Source organism: Shewanella phaeophyticola (assembly GCF_025398315.1).
In the GTDB taxonomy this organism is placed as follows: Bacteria; Pseudomonadota; Gammaproteobacteria; order Enterobacterales; family Shewanellaceae; genus Shewanella; species Shewanella phaeophyticola.
The window spans coordinates 1,775,882-1,799,021 of the sequence record NZ_JAODOQ010000001.1 but is presented as its reverse complement, the minus strand read 5'-3'; the positions used below and the strand labels follow the sequence as shown (position 1 = coordinate 1,799,021).

At 41.5% G+C, this 23,140-nt stretch carries 11 protein-coding genes and 5 pseudogenes; 11 read left to right on the top strand and 5 right to left on the bottom strand.

Annotated elements, in window-relative coordinates:
* Positions 1–78 precede the first annotated feature (78 nt).
* From N4T56_RS08410 to N4T56_RS08400, 3 genes are all read right to left on the bottom strand, one after another.
* A complete protein-coding gene (locus N4T56_RS08410; protein ID WP_261732889.1) occupies positions 79–909 on the bottom strand; it encodes a response regulator in 831 nt (276 codons plus the stop codon).
* 320 nt (positions 910–1,229) lie between these two features.
* Positions 1,230–2,132: a dienelactone hydrolase family protein gene (locus tag N4T56_RS08405; RefSeq protein WP_261732888.1), complete on the bottom strand. Its 903-nt coding sequence runs from the start codon at positions 2,130–2,132 to the stop codon at positions 1,230–1,232.
* 86 nt (positions 2,133–2,218) lie between these two features.
* The gene (locus N4T56_RS08400) at positions 2,219–3,169 is read right to left on the bottom strand and encodes a helix-turn-helix domain-containing protein (protein WP_261732887.1); all 951 of its coding nucleotides are present in this window, start codon (positions 3,167–3,169) and stop codon (positions 2,219–2,221) included.
* A gap of 211 nt (positions 3,170–3,380) precedes the next feature.
* On the opposite strand from N4T56_RS08400, the gene N4T56_RS08395 reads away from it, so the two are divergent.
* The 3 genes from N4T56_RS08395 to eat are packed head-to-tail and all read left to right on the top strand — an operon-like array spanning position 3,381 to position 7,097.
* Positions 3,381–4,784 (top strand): ethanolamine ammonia-lyase subunit EutB, encoded by a 1,404-nt coding sequence (locus tag N4T56_RS08395; RefSeq protein ID WP_261732886.1) that lies wholly within the window; start codon positions 3,381–3,383, stop codon positions 4,782–4,784.
* A complete protein-coding gene (eutC, locus tag N4T56_RS08390; RefSeq protein WP_261732885.1) occupies positions 4,784–5,674 on the top strand; it encodes an ethanolamine ammonia-lyase subunit EutC in 891 nt (296 codons plus the stop codon). The genes N4T56_RS08395 and eutC overlap by 1 nt, the downstream gene beginning before the upstream one ends.
* A 22-nt stretch (positions 5,675–5,696) precedes the next feature.
* A complete protein-coding gene (gene eat, locus N4T56_RS08385; RefSeq protein WP_261732884.1) occupies positions 5,697–7,097 on the top strand; it encodes an ethanolamine permease in 1,401 nt (466 codons plus the stop codon).
* Between the two features lie 76 nt (positions 7,098–7,173).
* Here the strand turns inward: eat and N4T56_RS08380 are convergent.
* Both N4T56_RS08380 and N4T56_RS08375 read right to left on the bottom strand, forming a co-directional pair.
* Positions 7,174–7,678 (bottom strand): annotated as a pseudogene (locus N4T56_RS08380) (VF530 family protein).
* A 138-nt stretch (positions 7,679–7,816) separates the two neighbouring features.
* Entirely contained in the window at positions 7,817–10,534 is a 2,718-nt protein-coding gene (locus N4T56_RS08375) for an EAL domain-containing protein (RefSeq protein WP_261732883.1), read from the bottom strand.
* Between the two features lie 998 nt (positions 10,535–11,532).
* On the opposite strand from N4T56_RS08375, the pseudogene N4T56_RS08370 reads away from it, so the two are divergent.
* The 8 genes and pseudogenes from N4T56_RS08370 to N4T56_RS08340 all read left to right on the top strand — a co-directional run bounded on the left by N4T56_RS08370 (position 11,533) and on the right by N4T56_RS08340 (position 23,138).
* Positions 11,533–13,135 (top strand): annotated as a pseudogene (locus N4T56_RS08370) (ABC-F family ATPase).
* Positions 13,136–13,329: 194 nt separating this feature from the next.
* Positions 13,330–15,569: pseudogene (locus tag N4T56_RS08365) on the top strand (peptidase U32 family protein).
* 172 nt (positions 15,570–15,741) lie between these two features.
* Positions 15,742–16,094: pseudogene (locus N4T56_RS08360) on the top strand (YkgJ family cysteine cluster protein).
* A gap of 87 nt (positions 16,095–16,181) precedes the next feature.
* Entirely contained in the window at positions 16,182–16,496 is a 315-nt protein-coding gene (locus N4T56_RS22715) for a glutathione S-transferase N-terminal domain-containing protein (protein WP_390904026.1), read from the top strand.
* On the top strand, positions 16,424–16,867 hold the full coding sequence (locus N4T56_RS08355; RefSeq protein ID WP_390904025.1) for a glutathione S-transferase C-terminal domain-containing protein: 444 nt from the start codon (positions 16,424–16,426) through the stop codon (positions 16,865–16,867). The genes N4T56_RS22715 and N4T56_RS08355 overlap by 73 nt, the downstream gene beginning before the upstream one ends.
* A 591-nt stretch (positions 16,868–17,458) precedes the next feature.
* A pseudogene (locus tag N4T56_RS08350) lies at positions 17,459–20,441 on the top strand (TonB-dependent receptor).
* A 486-nt stretch (positions 20,442–20,927) separates the two neighbouring features.
* Positions 20,928–21,806, top strand: a complete 879-nt coding sequence (locus N4T56_RS08345) for an NAD(P)-dependent oxidoreductase (protein WP_261732882.1) — start codon at positions 20,928–20,930, stop codon at positions 21,804–21,806.
* Between the two features lie 153 nt (positions 21,807–21,959).
* Positions 21,960–23,138, top strand: coding sequence for an efflux RND transporter periplasmic adaptor subunit (locus tag N4T56_RS08340; protein ID WP_261732881.1), 1,179 nt, complete (start codon positions 21,960–21,962; stop codon positions 23,136–23,138).
* Positions 23,139–23,140 lie beyond the last annotated feature (2 nt).

Below are 23,140 nucleotides of genomic sequence, written 5' to 3'. Positions count from 1 at the left end.
ATGCCGTGTTTAATCTGTGGTATTGCACGTCATTTTAATATAAAAAATGAAATAAATCGTAATTAATATGCAATTTTACTACTCATTGGCAATCACCTCTAATGGTCTAAGCATATTAATCACCAATGTTAATTCGCTATTAATTTCATTAATACTGACATGGTTATCTAGTTCAAATCGCTCAATAATCTTAACTAATTTAATTGCGCCAACATCTGCGGCAGCACTTTTAAGTTTATGAAAAAATCGATGTTGCTCTGCTTGTGTTAATGTTTGTTGGTCATCTAATGTTAGTGCAACGACATAAGGTTTGTACACTCGAACAAATGCATTTAACACGCGCAAATAAGCCGCCTCGCCGACCCATTCATAAACGCCACCACTCAAATCAAACGATGGGTGTTGTGCAAGCTGCACAATTGAATTGACAAGGTTTGGATTATCACTCACAACTGTTGTTTGCTGAAGAATTGTCGACGAATCTGTTTGTGGGCTCCATAGTCCAATAATGGCTTCAATAAGATCTTTACTGTCTACTGGCTTTAATAACAATGCATTGAATAGCGAAACAATAGCTGGAGATTGATCATCGAGTTCAGCATCGCCTGTTAGGGCGATAATAGGCAATACCTCAAATGAGAATTGTTGTCTTATTTGCTGGGTGGCAGAAATACCATCGAGTACAGGCATTTGTACGTCCATTAGTACAATGTCATATCGTTTGTGTTTGATTTGCGCGAGTGCTTTTTCACCATCATCGACACAATCTACATTAAAACCAACATTTTCTAGCACGGCTTTAATGACAAATTGTTGGGTTAAACTGTCATCAGCGAGCAAAATAGAAGGAACACCATATTGCGAAATAGCTTGCTTCAAATGAATAGCTTTTGTGTCTGGATTAGTCATTATGTTGCAGGTTATGAGTAAAACATGGCATTCGTCATTTCCTATGATCTTTTTAGTATGCTTTATTAATAAAACATACTATATGATTACTCGATAAAACATAAGTGTTCATTAGAAAAATATAAACCCATTAAGCAATATAACTAACTTAATAATACTCAATTAACTTAACGAAATGTTTAGTGACTCAAATCACAAGATCAACTAAAAAAGCCAAAATCAAAAAATAACACCTTAAATTCAATCGCATAAAAAGTATATAAACAGAAATCATACGACATTAAAGGGCAAATTATTACCCTTTATAAGTCTCACTTACACTATTGAATGTGCTCATTAAAAAAGGCTAATGTACGTTCCCATGCCAAATTAGCATTAACTTCATCAAAGCGCCCTGTTGAGTCATTATGAAATCCATGATTGCATTTATCATACATATACAAGGTGTAAGGCACTTTGGCTGCGATTAAATCTTGTTCGTATTCTGGCCAGGTTGCATTAACGCGTTCATCAAGTTCTGCTAATTGAATGAGTAACGGCGCTTTAATATTGGCTCTTAATGTTTTTTCAGCCGGTGTGCCATAAAACGGTACACCTGCTTGTAATAAGTCTGGTTTATATGCAGCAAGATGATTGACAATATACCCGCCAAAACAAAATCCAACCGCACCTAATTTCCCATTACTGCGTGGATTGGTTTTTAAAAACTCAGCCGCAGCGACAAAATCCTGTTCTATTTTGCTTCTATCGAGCGTGCGCTGCATTTGCCTACCTTCATCATCATTACCTGGATAGCCCCCTAATGGAAACAATGCATCGGGCGCTAAAGCAATGAAACCAACCTTGGCTAAGCGTCTTGCAACATCCTCAATGTAGGGGTTTAACCCACGATTTTCATGCACAACCAATACAACAGGTAAACGCCCTTCTTTGTCGTTATCAACATGGGTCGGTTGAACTAGGTAGCCTCGGCCTTTTCCGTGCCCGGATGGTGAATCAAATTCAACATAATTGGCCTTAATATCAGCATCGTTAAACGACACTTGTTCAGCCATGGCATAATTAGGCAATAGAGCAGAGGTTAGCACACTCATTGAATAACCTAGCGCCACTAACGAACCAAGCTTAGCCATGAAAGTGCGTCGATCCATGCCACCATGTGCATAAGCGTCATACCAATCAAACGCCTCTTGCGGAATTGTGTTCAATTTATCTTGTTGCATAAGTTCCCTCTGCTTTGGTTGTGGCAAGTCGCAAATAAAAGTAAAACAATAGCGTAAGTGTGATACGAAGATAAGATAATTTACGTTCAATACTGAAAACGATTCCGGGTTTGCGATGGATTTTCAGCAAATAATTGCGTGTAGTCTTTAGTGAACTGTCCTGGGTGCCAAAATCCCCAATTAGCTGCAATCACAGCAATGGTTTTATCTTGCTGTGGTTTTTTAAGCTCTCGCCTAACGTTATTGAGGCGGGTTAAGCGTAAAAAGCGTAATGGATTAATGCCTAAAATTGACTCGAAACTGTATTGTAAGGTGCGCCGACTCACATGGGTATGCTGACACAATTGGGTAATGGTTATCGGCTGATGAGGATGCTGCTGAATGTAGTCTTTTACTTTTTCTACAACGGTTAACCTATGATGATAACTTGGCGCAATATGTTGGTTTACATGGTTATCAGTTAGTAATGTTAATACCAGAGTGGTAAGGATATCTTGTTGTAATTGCGTGTGTAAGCCCAAATGATTATGGCTAATAAGCTGCTCAATCGTGGTGCGTGTTTGCGCAAGTATTGTAGGGGTTGTCGCTAAGCGGCCACAGCATTGATTCGACAAATCTTTGAGCGTTAACCCTTGAATATCAGCCATTGTTAACAATGTGTCTCGATTTATGACCACACCATAAATATCGAAATCATCTGGGGTGACCAATTCAAACTGACAATCACTACTACGGCACATAAAATGATGTGACTCTACTTGTAAACCATTTATTTTACTGTCGGTAGATAGTGCTGGAATGCCAAGCCATAACGATTCAGGGGCAATATTACACTGCTGCCTGAGTGCCCGCTGGGTAAACTCTTTAAATACGTGTGAATCTGGATAATCAATCCCTTCTATACAACCATAAAACTGACCATTACTGGTTTGATCATAAATTTGCTGCCACAAGGTTAAATTATGCGCCTGCTCATCAACGTCAGTCGTTTGCACTATGCGCTTTTGTGGTGCGTCATGCACGTTGTCGAACTGCATTGGGCCTCCTTAACACACACCTTACGCATACCATTTAACAAAATTTGACAAAAACCTAACTTTATCTAGCTGAAAATAAACATCAAATCGACTTTTGCCAAAATTTGATAGTCAGTTGGTACGCTTTAAGCTGAGCTAAAACATCAAAGTCATTGGGTTAATCAAAATCACAGCAAAAGCTATACCACAACATAGAGTATTGAGGTTAAGAATGAGTCACGCTTATCGCTACACATTAGGTAGCCAAACTTATCAATTTGCCAACTTGGCTGAGCTTATGGCCAAAGCCACGCCGCAGCGCTCTGGCGATCGTTTAGCGGGCGTGATTGCACACTCAGCAAAAGAACGGGCGGTAGCCCAGATGACATTGGCAGACTTACCGTTAAAAACCTTTTTGAATGAGGCATTAATTCCTTACGAACAAGATGAAGTTACCCGGCTGATCCTAGATGATCATGACAGCAAGGCCTTCAGTCATATTAGTCACCTAACCGTTGGCGACTTTCGCAATTGGCTGTTAAGTGATTACGTTACCCCAGAAATCTTGGCGACTGTAAAAATGGGCATTACCCCTGAGATGGCAGCTGCTGTGAGCAAAATAATGCGCAATCAAGACTTGATTCTCGTTGCTAAAAAATGTCATGTCACAAGCGCATTTCGAAACACCATCGGCTTACCGGGTCACCTCTCTACCCGCTTACAACCCAATCACCCAACCGATGATGTAAACGGTATTGCAGCCTCAATGTTAGACGGTTTGCTCTATGGCAATGGCGATGCCGTTATTGGTATTAATCCGGCTACCGATAACGTAGCGCAAGCGATTAAATTAATGACATTAATGGATGATGTTATCCAAAAATATCAAATCCCGACTCAAAGCTGTGTTCTCACCCATGTCACCAACACCATTGAATGCATTGAAGCCGGCGCACCGGTTGATTTAGTGTTTCAATCCATCGGCGGTACAGAAGCGACCAATAGTAGTTTTGGTTTTAATTTAAATACCTTAGCCGAAGCTCAACAAGCTGCACAGAGCCTTAATCGTGGTTCTGTTGGCCAAAACGTCATGTATTTTGAAACCGGTCAAGGCAGTTCATTGTCAGCCAATGCTCACCATGGATTAGATCAACAAACCTGTGAAGCACGAGCTTACGCTGTTGCACGTAAATTTAAACCATTGTTAGTTAATACCGTGGTGGGATTTATCGGCCCTGAATACCTGTTTGATGGTAAAGAAATCACTCGCGCAGGATTAGAAGATCACTTTTGCGGCAAATTGCTCGGAGTCCCCATGGGTTGCGATGTGTGCTACACCAACCACGCTGAAGCAGACCAAAATGACATGGATAATCTCCTAACTTTATTAGGTGTCGCGGGGTGTTCATTTGTGATGGGTATTCCAGGCTCAGACGACATAATGCTCAATTATCAAACCACCTCTTTTCACGATGCCCTCTATGTTCGCCGCGTATTAGGCTCACGCCCATCGCCTGAGTTTGAGCAATGGTTAATGCACATGAACATCATGCAAGATACGTCCAACACCATTTTATCAACCGCTTTACCCAGCGCGTTTGCCAAACCATTACGTGCGTTACAAGGAGGTTGCTAATGAAATCACCTTCATCACCTCAAACGCTCAAAACACCCATAAACCCAAATAAATTACAAAATGGGGTCGTCATTGCTAACCCATGGCGAGAGTTACGCCAATTTACCGATGCACGAATAGGGCTTGGCCGCGCGGGAATCAGCTTGCCAACATCAGAATTACTGGCCTTTCAATTGTCGCACGCCGAAGCTCGTGATGCCGTTAACTTACCATTAGAGATAAGTGCGTTAACTGCCCAGCTTAATGCCATTCCGTTATTAGCAAATGCAACTCCTGTATTAGTTGTAGCAAGTCAGGCACATGATCGAGTGACCTATTTGCAACGTCCAGACTTAGGCCGAAAACTGGCAGATGCAAGTCGTCACTCATTAGTTAAACATCTCAATCAGGGCCAAGCACCAACACCACGATTCGATTTGGCCATTGTCGTCGTAGATGGCTTATCGTCATTAGCGGTTCAAAGCCATGCTAAACCCTTTATTAATGCATTGTTAACACGGCTGAACCAACAGCAAAAACCACTTACCCTCGCCCCTATTACAGTCGTTGAACAAGGACGCGTGGCCATTGGTGACGATATTGGAGAAATATTTAACGCCCAAATAGTCATAGTGCTTATTGGCGAGCGCCCCGGCTTAAGTTCGCCAGATAGCCTTGGCTTATATATGACCTGGTCCCCAAAAACAGGGTTAACAGACGCTTATCGTAATTGTATTTCTAATATTCGTCCCGCGGGTCTCAGCTTCAATGAAGCCGCAAAAAAAGCTGAATACTTAATAAGTGAAGCCAGAAAACGCCAACTTACAGGAGTAAACCTTAAAGATCGCACTCAAGATGATCTGATCGAAAATCAACAACAAACAACTAACTTTTTAATCGCAGAATTATAAATAAAAAACCAGGAGAAAGAGCATGTCAGATAACCAAGAATATCTTGCCAAACGGCAATTAAAGGGCGGCACCGCAGGCTGGATTTTACTAGCAGGCTTAGGCGTGTCATATGTTATTTCAGGCGATTTCGCAGGTTGGAATTTCGGTATCGCCGAAGCTGGCTGGGGTGGCTTTGCCATTGCCGCTATCTTAATGGCAGTCATGTATTTAACGTTAGTGCTTTCCTTGGCAGAAATGTCAGCAGCAATCCCCGCTGCGGGTGGCGGATACAGCTTTGCACGTCAAGCCATGGGACCTGCTGGTGGCTATTTGACGGGGTTAGCAGTATTAATTGAATACGCCCTAGCACCTGCTGCCATTGTTATTTTTATTGGTTCTGCGGTACAAGAACTGCTTGGCTTTAATGGCTCTTGGGTTTATGCGGTGTTTTATTTAGTGTTTGTTGGCATCCACTTAGCCGGTGTCGGCGAGGCATTAAAAGTAATGATGGTAATCAGTGGTTTAGCGGTACTGGCCATTATTGCTACAGCAGTGGTGTTAGTGGCTAATTTTGATTCCAGTAACTTGTACGATGTTGCCGTTACCGATGCAGCCGGTGCCAGTGAGTTTTTACCATTAGGCTGGTACGGTGTGTGGGCAGCACTACCCTTTGCCATGTGGTTATTTTTGGCGGTTGAAGGTGTGCCTTTAGCTGCAGAAGAAGCTAAAAACCCAGCCAAAGATGTGCCTAAAGGCATTATTGGAGCAATGATATTCTTATTATTTACAGCCTTGCTCGTGGTGGTATTAGTACCAGGCGTTGGCGGTGCTGCAACAATGGGCGCGAGCGCTGTACCTTTAGTTGATGCATTAAAAGTGACTGGCAATGACAGCTTAGCCACCATAGTCAACATTCTCGGTTTAGCAGGCTTAGTCGCCTCATTTTTCTCGATTATTTATGGCTATAGTCGCCTAGTCTTTGCGTTATCTCGCGCCGGTTATTTACCACGTGCGTTATCGATTACCACTTCACGCAAAGTCCCTGCTCGCGCGTTAATTGTTCCTGCAATATTTGGTTTTATTGCATCATTGAGCGGTGAAGGTGACTTGATGCTAGCTATGGCCGTTGTTGGCGCCACCGTGTCTTATGCATTAATGGCTTTAAGTCATATTTTATTGCGCATTAAACAACCTGAGTTAGCTCGCCCTTATAAAACACCTGGCGGCGTTGTCACCTCTGGCATTGCCTTGGTGTTGTCATTAATTGCACTGACCGGTGTGTATGCATTTGATCCGCGTGCATTCTTGTTCACTATGGGCTTGTTTGTGGTTGGTGCGACTTATTACTTTGGCTACAGTTCAAAGCGACTCGTCGCTAAAAATGCTGATGAAGAGTTCGCGATGTTAGCCGCGGCAGAATCTGATCTTTCGATTGCCAATTAAAATGGTATAAGCTCTAAATAAATGAAACGAGTACAAAAAAGCCCTGATGATTCAGGGCTTTTTAGTTTTAATGATGTTATTTGCCCCAAGGGTTACTTGGATCGGCTGAGGGAGCTCTGTTAGATGATTTACCAGACGTAACGCGCTTTTCATAACCGCTACTATTACGACTAACATGGGCTTTAGCTGAGCTTTTAGGTGCCTCTGGCATTACGATTTGCTTCAAAATTTTCGGCCGCTTGGGCGTGCATTCTCGCGATAGACTCAAAAGTAAGCTCCATTGGCTTACGCGGTACTATACCAGCAGCAAAACCTCGCTCACGAGGTTTTAGCTCAAACTGATCACCTACTGCTTTAGGCATCCGCTTATAACGATATAAATAAAAATTTTCGACTTTTTCACGTGTACATTCGGTTTTTTTCAAAAACTTAAGGCAACCCTCAATCGATGGATTGAGGTTAAAACATTCGAGTTTCAATGCGGCGTATAAAATTTTCCAATCATAACATTCAACCAGCTCTGTTATTAATGTTTCAAGCTTAAGTCCATGTAATGGATTGTTTTGTTGCTCTTCTACCATGGGTATTTCCGATGTTGTCTTCGCTGCCAACGTGGCACATAACACTATAATAGCAATAAAGCATACTGCGCCGCTAATTAATCAAATCACCACCCAATATTATCGTTTATGAATTCACTAAATTCCGAATCAATAAACTTACACCTCAAAATATAACCGGCTCACTTCTTGGACACTAATCGGCCGCGAGAAGTAATATCCCTGGGCGACATCACAGCCATGGGCTATCAGGTAGTCAAGCTGAGCTTGCTGTTCAACCCCTTCAGCAGTGACTTGTTTACCTAAAGAGTGTGCCATACTGATCACCGCTTTTATTACAGCTTGGTCTTCACTTGAATCGATTAAATTACGAATAAAGGATTGATCAATTTTTAATGTGCTGGCGGGCAATGATTTAAGGTACGTTAGTGAAGAGTAACCCGTACCAAAATCATCAATGGCAACTTCAAAATCAGCCATGGTTAACTTTTGTAAAATTTCGATAGCTTGCTCAGGAATGGCCATCAAAGCAGTCTCGGTGATTTCTAACTTAAACCAGCACGGTTGAGCACCAGATTGAACCACTAAACTGAGTAAATCTTCGGCAAATTTAATGTTCATTAATTCAAGTGCCGATATATTCACCGACACCCGTTTAAAGTCAAACCCTTGCTGATGCCATTCAACTAACTGTTCACAAACGCGATTAACGACCCAATGGCTTAACGTAAATATTAACCCAGTGTCTTCTGCAATAGGAATAAATTCACCTGGCGAAATGACGCCTAACTCAGGGTGCTCCCAACGTACAAGCGCTTCAAAGCCAGCTAATTGCTTTTCGGGTAAGCTCATGAATGGCTGATACACCATAAAGAGTTGTTGAGGTTGAGGTTCCTCATTCACAAACAGAATTTTACGTAAATTTTGTTCAATAATATGGCGTTTTTTATTGTATGAAGCCATTTCCTTATTACAAAAAGCCACACAGGCAGGATTCTTTTTAGCTTCATAAAGTGCCGAGTCAGCATGGCTAATGAGTGTGTCTGCATTAAGACCATCTTGCGGAAAGAGGCTTATCCCTACTCGGCAGCCAATAATGATGGTTTGTTCAAGAAACTCAAAATGAGATTGAAATGCTTCAATTAACTCAATGGCCATTAAGTTTGCATCGGCAGCGCGAGTGTTGGGCAACGAAATACAAAACTTATCTCCAGCAAAGCGCGACACGATGAAGTCGTTATTTAGATGATCTTGAATGCGCGCTGCAGCCTGATTTAATATGTAATCTCCAGCTGAATGGCCAAAGTTGTCGTTAATTACTTTAAAGCGGGTTAAATCTAAAAATAATAATGCCAAAGGTTGGCCATTATTTTTACAGTTTACAATGTCATCATCGAGTAATTTTTTAAAATAATAACGGTTCACTAACCCGGTCAAATCATCATAGTGTGATAAATAAAACAGCTTATCTTGCTGCTGTTTTCGTGCGGTTACATCATGGGCAATTCCCTCACAACCAACACACACGCCATGGTCATCGTACATGGGGCGCTCAAGTACTTCGAAAGTGTGTAGATTACCTTTAATATCTTTTAACTCAATTTCAAATGGCGCTAAATGTTCACCTTGCAAAATGCGCTCAATATAGCCAGAAATCGCTTGGTTTTTAGGATTGTCGGTTAAAAACTGATGATAAAACCCACCTTGACCTGTGACCGAGTGCCCTAAAATGTGGGTTAATGATGGGCTGACATAATTAACAAAACCATTAATATCGTGTTGATAGAAAATGTACTCATCTTCAAGCGACTCAACTAAGCCTCGGTAACGGTTTTCACTAACTGTGAGCTGTTGAGTACGTTCAGCAACTAATTGCTGCAAATTATCTTTAAGGTCGTTTAGGGCTAAATTTGCTGTTTCAACATTTTGATTAGCTTTAACCAAATCACGGTTATTACGTTTAGACTGTATTCCCCAAATCCCTAAAATCAAAATCAGCAAACCAGCAAGTAAAGCGAACTCAATTAATTCAGTATAATCCTTTGGGATTTTAATATTGGCGCCCCACACTTCAATCAGGGCTTTTTTTTGTTGCGAAGTGAGTGAATCAATGCATTTTTGAATAATACTTGCCAACATCGGTTCAGTCTTACTTACCGCAATGGCCTCATTCGCATTGTGTTTTTCATAAAATGCAGCAATTTTTAAATCGTTATAGGCATACTTTAATTGAAAGTAATTGGCTGCAGCTAAATAACTAATGGTGGCATCGGCTTGCCCCGCTGCAACTAATTCAAAGGATTCACGCATGGTATCAACATAAACATGGATAATATTTGGGAACTCTTCCCCTACACTGTCGGCGTATTGATAACCTTTGACCAAGGCAATGGTTTTATTAGCAATATCGTCTCGGCTATTAATGAGGTGATTATGCTCTTGAGTGATAATTACCAGAGACTTATAAATGATGGGTGTAGTAAAAAAGTAAGCTTGTTCACGCTCAGGGGTTTTGACCATTGTTAAAATAGCATCGATATTGCCTTGCTGTAGATTTTCAACAATGTCTGGCCATTTATGCTCGTCATTAAAGACAAATTCAATGCCTGTTTTATCACCTATCAAAGATAATATATCAATCGCTAGGCCAACAAGTTGACCGTCTTCATTAAAATAACTGTACGGTGGAAAATAGCCGTCAACACCAATATTAACCACTGGGTTTTCAGCTAACCATTGCTGTTCTTGTTCGGTAAACACTACAGTTGCTTGAGCATTGTCGTCAATATTGTGTGCAATCAAAGTCGGTGATAAAAAAAGAACCAACACCCCCACAACAAGCCATGCAAAAGCATTAGTTTTGACTCTCAAAACCATAGTTAGCCGTACTCCATTGAATCTAAAACTGCAAAAGTTTGACCATACAAAAAGTGAAAATAAAAAGGGTTAAGTAGACAAAGATTCACTTTTCATGACGCTTATTATCCAAATTAAAACTCAATTAAAAAGCTCAAAATTAGTAAGCATTAATATATATAGATTATAATCATAAATCAGTTGGTTAACTTGAAAAAAAATCATTGTTACGCTTGTTTGAGTCATTGTTGTGAGTCAATTCTCAAAAATGATGGTCTTTTATTAATTCAAACAAACAGCGGTTTAGTTTTAGTCGACTCTGCAGGTAAAAATGACAGAGTTCTCATGGGTGAAGAGCAAGTAATACCAATTCCACTAATTATCTGGTCATTCAGCGGTAATTCTGTGCCTTCTAGGCAAGTAATAGGATTGTAGGCATAGTTGCTCTCGGCAACTGCTCCTGCGTTGCTCTACCTCCTGCATCCATGCAGTCGTACGTCAAAATACTATTAAGCAGCATAGAAGGCACAGAAAACCGCCTTGCAGGAGACGCTCAGACAGTCCATTTCTTTGTAGCATTGCCTTAGAAGGGAATAACCATTATTTCAACAATGCGCCTCAAACTGAACAGTCTGAGCGACTCTGATTGGTCACATAATTAATGGAAATGGTATAAATGTTTAGCAAAAATTGATTACGAACTGACAATAACAAAGGTGGATTCTTGGTGTTAGTGACAACATTGGCAGGCTTAATCGCTACTGCTTTTAGTATGGATTGATATTTTCTTAGTAAAACGCACAGTTAGCTATCAAAGTTTGTATTCATTCTTAACCAACAGCCGCACATTATGTGGTTGTTGGTTCATCTCCTAAAACCTAAGTAACATAGATAATAAATCGACAATCGAGCACTTCCCTGTATAATCCGCGACCTTATGTCTTAAGCCCTATCAGTCTTATTTTCACAACGCTACTGTTTGTCGATAACGATGCTGTACCACTCTATGGAAACTTGTTTTGATTTCTACCGCTAATATTACTATGCAGTTTGGCACATGAGCCGTTGTTTGAAAACATTTCGGCGCAATTTGGCCATGGCAATCGTTACGGCTTAATTGGCGCAAATGGTTGTGGTAAATCTACATTCATGAAAATTCTCAGTGGCGCGTTAGCCCCAACCTCAGGCAACGTATCCATAACACCAGGTTTAAAAGTTGGCACGTTAAGCCAAGACCAGTTTGCCTTTGAAAAATACAGCGTAGTTGATGCCGTGATCATGGGTGACGTTGCGTTATGGAAAGTCAAACAAGAGCGTGATTTCATTTATAGCAAAGCCGAAATGACCGATGAAGACGGCATGCGTGTTGGCGATCTTGAAAGCGAATTTGCTGAAATGGACGGTTACACAGCAGAAAGTCGTGCTGGTGAAATTCTATTAGAGGCTGGTATAGAAGAGTCATTTCACTTCGGTTTAATGCAACAAGTTGCACCAGGTTGGAAATTGCGTGTGTTATTAGCACAAGCCTTATTCGCCAACCCTGACATTTTGTTACTCGACGAACCCACCAACAACTTAGACATTCATACCATTAGTTGGTTAGCAGAAGAGCTTAACAAGCGTAAGTGCACCATGATCATCATTTCGCACGACAGACACTTCTTGAACTCTGTGTGTACTCACATGGCTGACATTGACTACGGCGAATTACGCATTTACCCAGGTAATTACGAGTACTTTCTCGAGCAATCAAGCCTTATTCGTGAGCAGTTATTAGCAGGTAACGCCAAGAAAAGTGCAGAAATTGACGAACTACAAGACTTCGTTAACCGCTTTGGTGCCAATGCCTCTAAAGCCAAACAAGCCAGTTCACGCGCCAAAAAAATGGATAAAATTAAGCTTGATGACGTTAAATCATCTAGCCGTATTACCCCATCAATTCGCTTTACCGAATCGAAAAAGTTACATCGCCAGGCGCTAGTACTTGAAGAGTTAGGCCATGGCTTTGATGAAGTCTTATTTGAACACGGCGACCTCATCTTAGAAGCGGGTTCTAAATTGGCGATTATCGGTGAAAACGGCGTGGGTAAAACTACCCTATTACGTTGTTTAGTTAACGAACTTCTACATAATCACGGCCGTGTCAAATGGTCAGAAAATGCCGCCATTGGTTATTGCCCGCAAGATAGCAGTGCAGACTTTGATAATGACATGACATTATTTGATTGGATGTCACTGTGGCGTACCCCAAAACACAATGATTTAATGGTTCGTGGCATGTTAGGCCGGTTATTATTTACCGAAGATGACGCCAACAAAAAAGTGCGTAACTGTTCAGGTGGTGAGAAAAACCGCCTGTTATTCGGTAAGTTAATGATGATGGACATTAACGTGTTGGTAATGGATGAACCTACTAACCACATGGACATGGAAGCGATTGAAGCATTAAATCAAGCCTTGAAATTATTTGAAGGCACTTTAATATTTGTGAGTCACGACCGTGAATTTGTATCATCACTTGCAACGCGAATCATTGATGTTAAAGACAAAAAGCTGATAAACTTCCAAGGTACTTTCGATGAATATCTTGCAAGCCAAGCTGAAGTCGAAAGCAAGCAATAACATTAACAACGGCTAATAAGCTTGCGGTTCATCGCAGTTAGCGATGTAATATAGGCCTTTATTGATGGCGAACTTAAGCCACAATAGAGGCCTTTTACTTTTAGGCCGTTTCAGCTTGACGGTTTAGCAACAGCATAAAGATGTTACATCCACTTATTTCACTCATATTAACGGACTAACAAAGCGAATTTATCATGAAGAGAAAAATCGAATTACTGGCACCCGGTGGAGACGTCGATGCAATCAAAGCAGCAATCATAGCCGGCGCCAACGCGGTATATTGTGGCCTAGATACCTTCAACGCCCGTAACCGAGCGGCTAACTTGTCGTTCGATGACTTAATCGGAGTGATCGCCCTAGCCCACCAATACCAATGTGAAGTCTTCTTAACCATGAATATTGTTATTCTGGAAAACGAAGTTCCTACGTTAGTTAAGCTTCTTAACCAACTGGTTAATACCGGCATCGACGGCATCATAGTACAAGATTTAGGGTTATTTAACCTAGTCAGCAAACATTTCCCATCATTAGCCATTCACGCCTCAACCCAGTTAACGACACATAATGAAGGTCAAATTGGTTTCTTGGCCAAAATTGGCGCCACACGAGTCAACTTATCGCGCGAGTTAAACCTCGGCGAAATTAAAAGCTTAACGAGCCTGGCACACGATCACGGTGTTCTCACTGAAGTATTTGTGCACGGCGCCTTATGTATTGCTTTCTCTGGTCAATGTTATTCAAGCTCAGTGAGTGTCGGCAACTCAGGTAACCGCGGTCGCTGTAGCCAAGCGTGTCGCGACGAATATGAAATCACCGCAGCAGGTAATAAGTTTCCGCTCAACTTGAAAGACAATTCCGCCTATTTTGATTTACCAGAGTTAGTGGATGCAGGGGTTGATTCATTAAAAATTGAAGGTCGAATTAAAGGCGCGCAATACGTACACACTGTGGTAGACACTTGGCGCAAGCAAATTGATCAGTTTGTCGACACTGGCAGGCTATTGGCTGACGACTCAAACCTATATAAAGTGTTTAACCGCGATTTTACCAACTCATTTTTGAAAGGTAATCTCACCAAAGACATGTTTATCGACAATCCGCGCGATAACAGTTTTAAACATGCCAACGACGTCAGCAATGCGATATCTGTGGTGCAAATCCAAGAAGCACAAGACACATTATCGACCGCTAAAGATGCTATTGTTGAATTAGTTGCTGAAAAAATTAACCATTTAAGCATCGCAAAACCATCTTTAACCCTCGCATTTGCGGGTAAAGTAGGACAGACGCTGTCGATTACTGTCACCACGCCAGAACAACACTTTGTCATTGAATCAGACACAACACTCTCAATAGCAACTGAGTCACAAATCGATCAAGTCGCAATTGAAAAACGCTTTAAGAGTTTAAAAAGCGCGGGTTACCAACTACAACCGTTTAATTTCGATAACCTAGATACCAATTTAACGCTGCCATTTAGCCAACTTACCCAACTTAAAAACCAATTATTACTGCAACTTACACAACGAGAATACATTGCCGCTGTTACGCTACCTAAGTTAATTAAGTACCCAAAAGTAACCGAGACACCAACCTTATCATTGTTAATATGCGATGAAAAAGACGTTAACTTATGCGATGTGACCGATGCCGATATTTACTTTAAGTTGCCAGAAAGCTTTAAGAAAAATGATAATAAATACATCGACATCTTTTTACGTAACCCAAGGTTAATCCCATGGTTTCCAGCCGTATTAATTGGTAAAGACTATATAGAAGCTGTGCGACTGCTAGAAGCAGTAAAACCTGCGCGTATTGTCAGTAATAATACCGGCGTGGCATTTAAAGCCTTTGAAATGGATATCGAATGGATTGCGGGCCGTTTTTAAACACCACCAACTCATACGCGTTAATGACACTGCAAGAGCAGTTGAATTGCGCGGGTGCGTTTATTTCTAACGAGATTAACCGTAACCAAATTAGAAACATCGCCAGGCCGAAAAACTTTAAACTGCTGTACAGCATCTATCACCCCATTTTAATGATGACCAGCCGCCAATGTTTTTTCCAACAAACTGTAGGTTGTAATAAACCCAGTATTGAAGACGGCTGCATGCTCAAATGCGAAAAAGCTACCACCATTACAAACGTCAAAGGCATTTCCTTTGCGGTCGACAAACAAAAAGGGGGCTACCCAAGTATTTATAACCATGAGCAGTTTTTAAATATCGAAGCGGTTGAAGACTTATCCCATTTATTTGATGAGTTCTTTATCGACTTAACCAATATTGGTTCGGGCTCAAAAGCTGAAATTGACAAAGTGCAATTGGTTAACCACTTTGAAAACGTGCTCAAAGGCGTAAACGAAGCCAAAGTACAACTTAACCAATTGGTGACAGTGTCGACCAATGCGCAATACCAGCAAGGTTTATAAAGCCAACCACTTTTAGCAGCCCCATTGACACAGTCGTAACGATAACAAGAATGTGCTGAGTCAATGGGTACCGCGATACGTTTGAGTTAATATGATATTTAATTATAATCAACCACTTAACATCACAGCGTAAAGAGTAAAACGTTATAGTTAATACAATAGAAGTAATGATATGAATAATGACATAGAAATAGTCGATCTACTCCGAGAGCGTATTCCCTCTTTTGAATGCAAACCCGGTTGCCATGATTGCTGCAGCCTGTCACCACCTCATCTGCTGAAATGGCCAGGCTACCGGTTAAATCCGACGCAGAACATGACGCTGCATTAGCTGAATGGAACTGTGTGCATTTAGATCCAAATGGTTGCGAAGTCTATGAACAGCGGCCACTTATTTGCCGACTGTTTGGCACCACACCTCGTATGCCCTGCCCTGAAGATCGCGCACCAGACAAAATGATCGACACCAAAACAGAACAGCAAATCCATCATTATATTGCTAACACACGCCAGGTATTGGTGTAAAGCTTTGATTTAGTCTGTGCAAATTAACCCAATACCAGTGCGAACATCGTAATAACAGCTTTAACGACAGCAAAAAGAGAACACATCATGACACTGCCAATGACATTACCTGTGCTCTACTCATTACGAAACTGCCCTTATGCAATGCGCGCAAGGTTGGCAATTTACGCATCAGGCCAACAAGTGCATATACGTGACCTAGTATTAAGCAATAAACCCGCAGAATTACTTGCCGCATCACCCAAAGCCACCGTGCCGGTATTAGTGCTCAAAGCCAACACAGCGACTGGCCAAAGTGATGTTATTGATGAAAGCCTCAGCATTATGCAGTGGCCTTTTCTCAAACTGACCCCAATAACTATCTTCACAGCCAATCAGCTAACGCATTACCCGAAATGCTAGCGATGATCACTCAGTTTGATACAGAATTTAAAGGGTTGCTTGAGCGATACCGCTGTGCCAAACGCTATCATGAACCCACACTCACTACCGATAGACAAGCTTGCGAGCAATATATAAGCAAGCTCGAATTACGATTAATACAACATCAATATTTAATATCAAACCACCCTAGCCTAGCCGATTTAGCCTTAATGCCGTTTATCCGTCAGTTTGCTCGAGTTGAACGTCAATGGTATCTGCAAGCGCCCTACCCAAAGTTACGCCAATGGCTTAACCACTACTTACAAAGCAAAATGTTCACTAAGGTCATGGCGCAATATCCATTATGGCTAGAAACTAAACAAGACTATATATTTGGTCACGGCCAATAAGCCGAAGCTTGTCGTTGTTGTAACTAATGCGACCCTATCTCCACAAAGCCTGCTCGAGCTAGCCCTTATTTCATTATATTCCACACAAATAAAAGTGCATACACATTACCTAAATAGCCTGCAAATCATACACATTTATCGTCCCTTAAATGTTATCAATCCACCTTGAGTCACTGTGATTAAAACAAACATCAATTTACACAGTGTTTATTGCGCGCCGCAAATGCTTTGTAGCAGTTAAACTCACCAAAGGTAATACCAATAATTTAAACGCGGTTAACCAAACCATTTACCAGGGCAATCCTCTTAAAACGAACAAATGTTGGTAATTCGTTAATGAGATTTGGAATTGTGTTTTTTGATTACCGATAAATACCTACCTATTTAGTGCTAAATTAAGCGGCAAACCCTCGAGGTAGCGCCTCATAGCACAAATGACCACAACATAGACCTTGGTATGACAATGTTAATAATTTGGTAATATAGATTGCATTCACCAACATCGTGTTATATAAATGTTACTGTTGAATAAAACAACAACAATTGGTAGACCGGATTGTCATACCAAAACCATATTCTTTGGGGGGAATTATGAAGCTTAATAAAATAAGTGCATTGTTTAGCAACTCTAAATTTAAAGCGACCAACATTACCATTTTTGGTGCAACGTTAACGGCAGTGTTAACTATGCCTGGCGCATTTGCTGCAGATGAAGAACAAACAGTAGAAGAAGTAGACACAAGCGAAATCGAAGTCATTGCGGTACGCGGTATCTTTGGTAGCTTAAAAGCAGCCAATTTACTTAAACGTACTGATGCCCGTATTGTTGATGCTATCGTTGCAGAAGATATTGGTAAATTACCAGATAACAACATTGCAGAAGCACTTCAACGTATTACCGGTGTGTCAATCGCATCTGACTTTGGTGTCGGCGAATCGGTGACCATTCGTGGTGTATCTGAAAACTTAATATTACTTAATGGCCGCTCAACTGCTGTACCCTGGTCGTGGCGGTATTAGCCTAGATGACTTCCCTTCAAGCTTCTTAAAAACAGTTGAAGTTATTAAGTCGCCTACACCAGAAATGATAGAAGGTGCACTTGGCGGTACAGTTAATATGCAAACTGTACGTCCACTTGAACTTTCAGAACCGCTTATTGCCATCACACTTGACGGCGAATATGCCGACAAAACAGAAAACGTAGCACCTAACTTCACTGCTGCAATGGGTGATAACTGGGACTTAGGCGACAATGGTACCTTTGGTGCATCGGTTAACTTTTCATACCTAGATCGCGAATTACGTCGTGATGAATTCTTTAACAAAGTCACTTTAGAAGACGACATTGATATTGATGGTGACGGCACGGTCGATGTCTCTGGCGGCTCTAACGGTAAATACTTACGCCGTACAGAAAGCACTGTTGAACAAAAAACCGAAGAACGTGAACGTACCGCTTACGGCATATCATTACAGTGGGCACCAGCAAACGAAGACCTTAACGTTTATCTTGATATGAACGCGACAGAATTAGATGGTGGCCAAGCAGCCTACTCTATTCTTGACGTCGGTGGCTCTGTATCACCACGTAGCGACTCTTATTATGACAGTAATGGTCAGCTGCATAATTATGATTTAACTGGCGTATTAACCATTCCAAAAACCTGGAGTGATTTTACCACCAGTGAAACAACCTCTCATGCCATTGGTGCTGAGTGGATAATTAACGACAATTTTGAATTGTCTGGTGAATATTCGATTTCAAAATCAGAAGAGCGCCAAACAGCTTCAGAATTTAACTTACGTCCAATTGAACGTACAGAGCCAACATTAGATTTAGTGACTCACACCAGTACCGGTAGCTCAACCAGTGGTAGTGGTATTCCGTCATATGTGTTTGCTGACACCGGCATGCTTACCAACCCAGACAACCTTGTTTTCCGTGAGTTTTACCACAAAACGCTAGATACAGACAACGAAGAACAAGCGTTACGTTTTGACCTTAAAGTTAATGATATTGGTGTTGATTTTGTCACAGCAGTTAAAGCAGGTGTCCGCTTTACCGACCGAGACTACACAGCAAACCGCTTTGACCTTAAGCCAAACGGTAACACCTTAAAAGATTCATATAAAAGAGCCACCAACGAAGATGGTTTATACAGCCCTACTTGGATTGATAACGCCATTATCGCTGACAGCTTTAAAACCATTAACATGGACAACTCTTTCGACCAAACAGGCATTGCCGGTCAAAATGACTTACTCACCTACAATGTTTACGATGCTGAAAAACTACAAGATGCTGAAGCAACCTATGCATTAGTTCAACAAATGTTAGCAGGTACCTCTTACGCTATGGACGGCTCATTAGCCGACAACATGGTAGAAGACACAGGTGCTTATAAAACGATTAATGAAAAAACCAGCGCAATCTACGCACAATTCCATTTAGACTTTGAAGACATCTCAGCGGTTGTGGGTGGTCGTTATATTCAAACTGAACTGGAATCAAGCATTGTAGAATCAGTTGATGCCAACGGAAACAAAGTACTTGATACCGGTAAAAATGATTATTCAGACTTTTTACCAAGTTTAAACGTGACCTATAGCTTGTCACAAGAAACCTTAATACGCTTTGCGGCGGCAAAAGTCATGCGTCGTGCTGACTTTGGTGAATTAAGCCCTGCACTGTCTATCGATAACTCGTTAGTAACCGGTACTCAAGGTTCGTACCAATTAGATCCTTACCGTGTAACGCAATATGACTTATCAGTAGAACACTACTTTGGTGACGGCGGTATCTTATCTGCAGCACTATTCTACAAAGATGTTAAATCGTTCACTCAAACAGACAGTAGCTGTTTAGCCGACTCAAGCACTATCTCTGGCCAAAACACCACACAGTGGAACAACATCTGTTTGCTTAACACCGCAGGTGAAAGCCAAGGCGACATCATCAATGCAACTCAAGACCAGGGCTTAGCCTATGTTGATGCTGAAAAAGCAGCAGGCCGCACAGGTATTGTCATTGAAACTGACGTTAACGGCGGTAGTGGTGAAGTACGTGGTTTAGAGCTAGGTTACCAGCAACAGCTTGATTTCTTACCAGGTATCTGGTCAGGGTTAGGTGTTAATGCTAACTATACGTTTGCAGACAGTGAGCAACCAGACGGAAACCAATTGCTTAATATCTCAAAACATACAGCAAACACGCAGATTTACTGGGAAGGCGAAGATTTACAGCTACGCCTTGCATACAATTGGCGTGACCGTTATTTAGATGACCAAAGCACTAAACGTGTACAAACTGTAGGTGCATTAGGTTACAACGTATTTAACCAAAATGATCCAACAGCTGACAACTACGACCCTACTGTAGGTAATAGTTACCGTGAAGCACGTGGCCAGTTTGACTTCTCTGTTAGTTACGACATCAACGAGCACTTTACCGTTGTTGCCAACGCAGTAAACTTAACAGGTGAGCCAATTGAATACACCACAGAGCTTGGTTCAGTATGGGCTTACAGCGAAGCTGACCAACGTTACACACTAGGCGTTCGAGCTAAATTCTAATAGCCAACAACATAAAGAGCCTATCAACTTGATAGGCTCTTTTGATTAAACCCTTTGGTGTTATTACGCTGCAATCTTGTTATGACACTTTAAGCTCAAAAACAAACAGACAACACACCAAGAATTAATCCAGTAATTGAACGTTAATGAATCATAAAATCCATAAATGATAACGCCTTAACCTTGTTGCCATACCCATAATATTTCAGTAACAAGTATGCAAAACAAACAAATATACTGCCCTATTAAGTTTGTCAGTCCAACCAGCAGTAATTGTTTGACAACACAACCAAGGTCTATTACCATTTTGTAAGACAGCTTGGTAAGCAGGTCGATAATCCTGCCATTTTACGGGTTCAAATAATTCAAAATAACAAATTGCGATACCTGCGCCCTATGCCAACACAACTCGCATAGCACGCCTTTTAAAGGCACAGCAATTTACAACACTCAGTTAAGCAAAACCAATATATGTAGGAGTTAGATATGACAAAGCCAGTCATCGGATTTATCGGCCTTGGCCTTATGGGCGGCAACATGGTTGAGAACTTACAAAAAAGAGGTTATCAACTCAATGTAATGGACCTCAACCAAGATGCTGTAGCAAAGTGTGTTGCACGTGGTGCAAACGCAGTAACGTCAGGTAAAGAACTTGCCGAAGCAAGTGACATTGTCATGTTGTGTCTCACCACATCAGCAGTCGTTGAAAAACTGGTATATGGCGACGACGGTATCCTAGCAGGGATTAAAGAAGGTGCTGTGCTTGTTGATTTTGGTACCTCAATCCCATCATCAACCCGCAAAATCGGTGCCGACCTTGCCGCTAAAGGCGCAGGTATGATCGATGCCCCACTCGGCCGTACACCTGCACACGCAAAAGACGGTTTATTAAACATCATGGCCGCTGGCGACATCGATACCTTTAACAAGGTAAAACCTGTGCTTGATGAGCAAGGCGAAAACGTATTCCACCTAGGTGCATTAGGCGCTGGCCACACCACTAAGTTAATCAATAACTTTATGGGTATGACCACTGTATGTGCCATGTCTCAAGCATTTGCTGTAGCTGAGCTTGCCGGTGTTGACCGTGCACAACTGTTCGACATCATGTCAGCAGGTCCATCTAACTCACCGTTTATGAAGTTTTGTAAAAACTACGCGGTAGATGGCGTAAGCGACTTAGGCTTCTCAATTGCTAACGCCAATAAAGATTTAGGTTACTTCTTGAAAATGGTAGAAGATTTAGGCACAGAATCTAAAATTGCCGAAGGTTCATCTGCTAATTTACAAGCTGCATTTGACTCAGGTTTAGGTAACGGCAACGTACCAGAAATCTTTGATTACTTTGTTAAGCTAGCAAAATAGTCCTATCGCATTGCCCAATAAGGGCTTAATAGATGCAACATTTAAAAGGTCTTCATTACGGAGACCTTTTTTATTTTCATCAAAAAAGCATTAACCCCGCCTTAACCTGCCTGGTGTTAAATTAGTGTCAACTGTTTAAACCTAGGTCTCATTATGCTTAAGCTCAATGTTAGTAAACTGTCTTTATTATTACTCGTCACTTTCGCAATATCAGCCTGCTCAGATCAAACGCAATCAGATATCCGCCCAGCGCAAGATATACACGTCGATACCCTATCCCTGTCTCACACTAGTTTACGATTAAATACTGAACTTCCAGGCAGAATTACCGCCTTTAACGAAGCCGAAGTAAGACCTCAAATCACCGGCATAGTAAAAAGTCGATTATATAAACAAGGTAGCTACGTAAACGAAGGCGATGTGTTGTTTCAAATTGATCCAACCACTTATCAGTCAACGGTAAATAGCGCACAAGCTGAGTTGAAAAAAGCCTTAGCCAGTGAACAAAGTACTAAAAAAGCCTATTTACGTTATCAGGCATTAATGAAGAAAAGCCTAACCAGCCAGGAGCTGCTTGACGATGCAGAGTCAAACTACCTACAAGCACAAGCTGAAGTCGCCATTCGCCAAGCAGAATTAGACTACGCCAACATTGAATTGTCTTACACACAAATAAAGGCACCTATTTCTGGCTATGCCGGGTTTTCACAAGTATCAGAAGGTTCATTGCTCACTTCTGGCCAATCAAATTATTTAACCACCATTATTCAAACCAATAATGTCTACGTCGACATGCAACAATCTTCGGTGTCGTTATACAAATTAAGACAAGAGTTCACTAACGTACGTGGCACACACCCTACCATCCCTGTCACTATCACATTAGAAGACGGTACCCTTTACCAACATACTGGTAAACTTGAGTTTGCCGACACCCGCGCCGATAACTCAACGGGCAGTGTGACGTTACGAGCCATTATTCCAAATCCTGATAATAGTCTTTTAGCAGGCATGTACGTGCGCGCGAGTATTTCAATGCCAGAGCAGCGAGATTACTTGGTTGTCCCACAATCCGTAGTGGTAAGAAGCCAGTCAGGCCTTCCATCAGTATTTATTGTCGACCAAGACAATAAAATCATCAAAAAATCAGTCGAACTTGGCAGCGAAGTGGGTAACGGATGGGTAGTCAAAACAGGCCTTAACGTTGGCGATAATGTGGTGGTTAATAATCTCAATAAATTGAAAAACAACCAAATGGTTGTCGTCGATAGCCAAGCTGAACAATCAGGCGATACCGCCACCGCAGACGCTCATTCAATTTCGCAGGGTTAAGA

Coding starts and splice junctions, on each gene's coding strand:
- N4T56_RS22715 (WP_390904026.1), top strand. CDS start 16,182: ATGACACTGCCAATGACATTACCTGTGCTCTACTCATTACGAAACTGC.
- N4T56_RS08340 (WP_261732881.1), top strand. CDS start 21,960: ATGCTTAAGCTCAATGTTAGTAAACTGTCTTTATTATTACTCGTCACT.
- eat (WP_261732884.1), top strand. CDS start 5,697: ATGTCAGATAACCAAGAATATCTTGCCAAACGGCAATTAAAGGGCGGC.
- N4T56_RS08375 (WP_261732883.1), bottom strand. CDS start 10,534: ATGGTTTTGAGAGTCAAAACTAATGCTTTTGCATGGCTTGTTGTGGGG.
- N4T56_RS08410 (WP_261732889.1), bottom strand. CDS start 909: ATGACTAATCCAGACACAAAAGCTATTCATTTGAAGCAAGCTATTTCG.
- N4T56_RS08395 (WP_261732886.1), top strand. CDS start 3,381: ATGAGTCACGCTTATCGCTACACATTAGGTAGCCAAACTTATCAATTT.
- N4T56_RS08345 (WP_261732882.1), top strand. CDS start 20,928: ATGACAAAGCCAGTCATCGGATTTATCGGCCTTGGCCTTATGGGCGGC.
- N4T56_RS08405 (WP_261732888.1), bottom strand. CDS start 2,132: ATGCAACAAGATAAATTGAACACAATTCCGCAAGAGGCGTTTGATTGG.
- eutC (WP_261732885.1), top strand. CDS start 4,784: ATGAAATCACCTTCATCACCTCAAACGCTCAAAACACCCATAAACCCA.
- N4T56_RS08400 (WP_261732887.1), bottom strand. CDS start 3,169: ATGCAGTTCGACAACGTGCATGACGCACCACAAAAGCGCATAGTGCAA.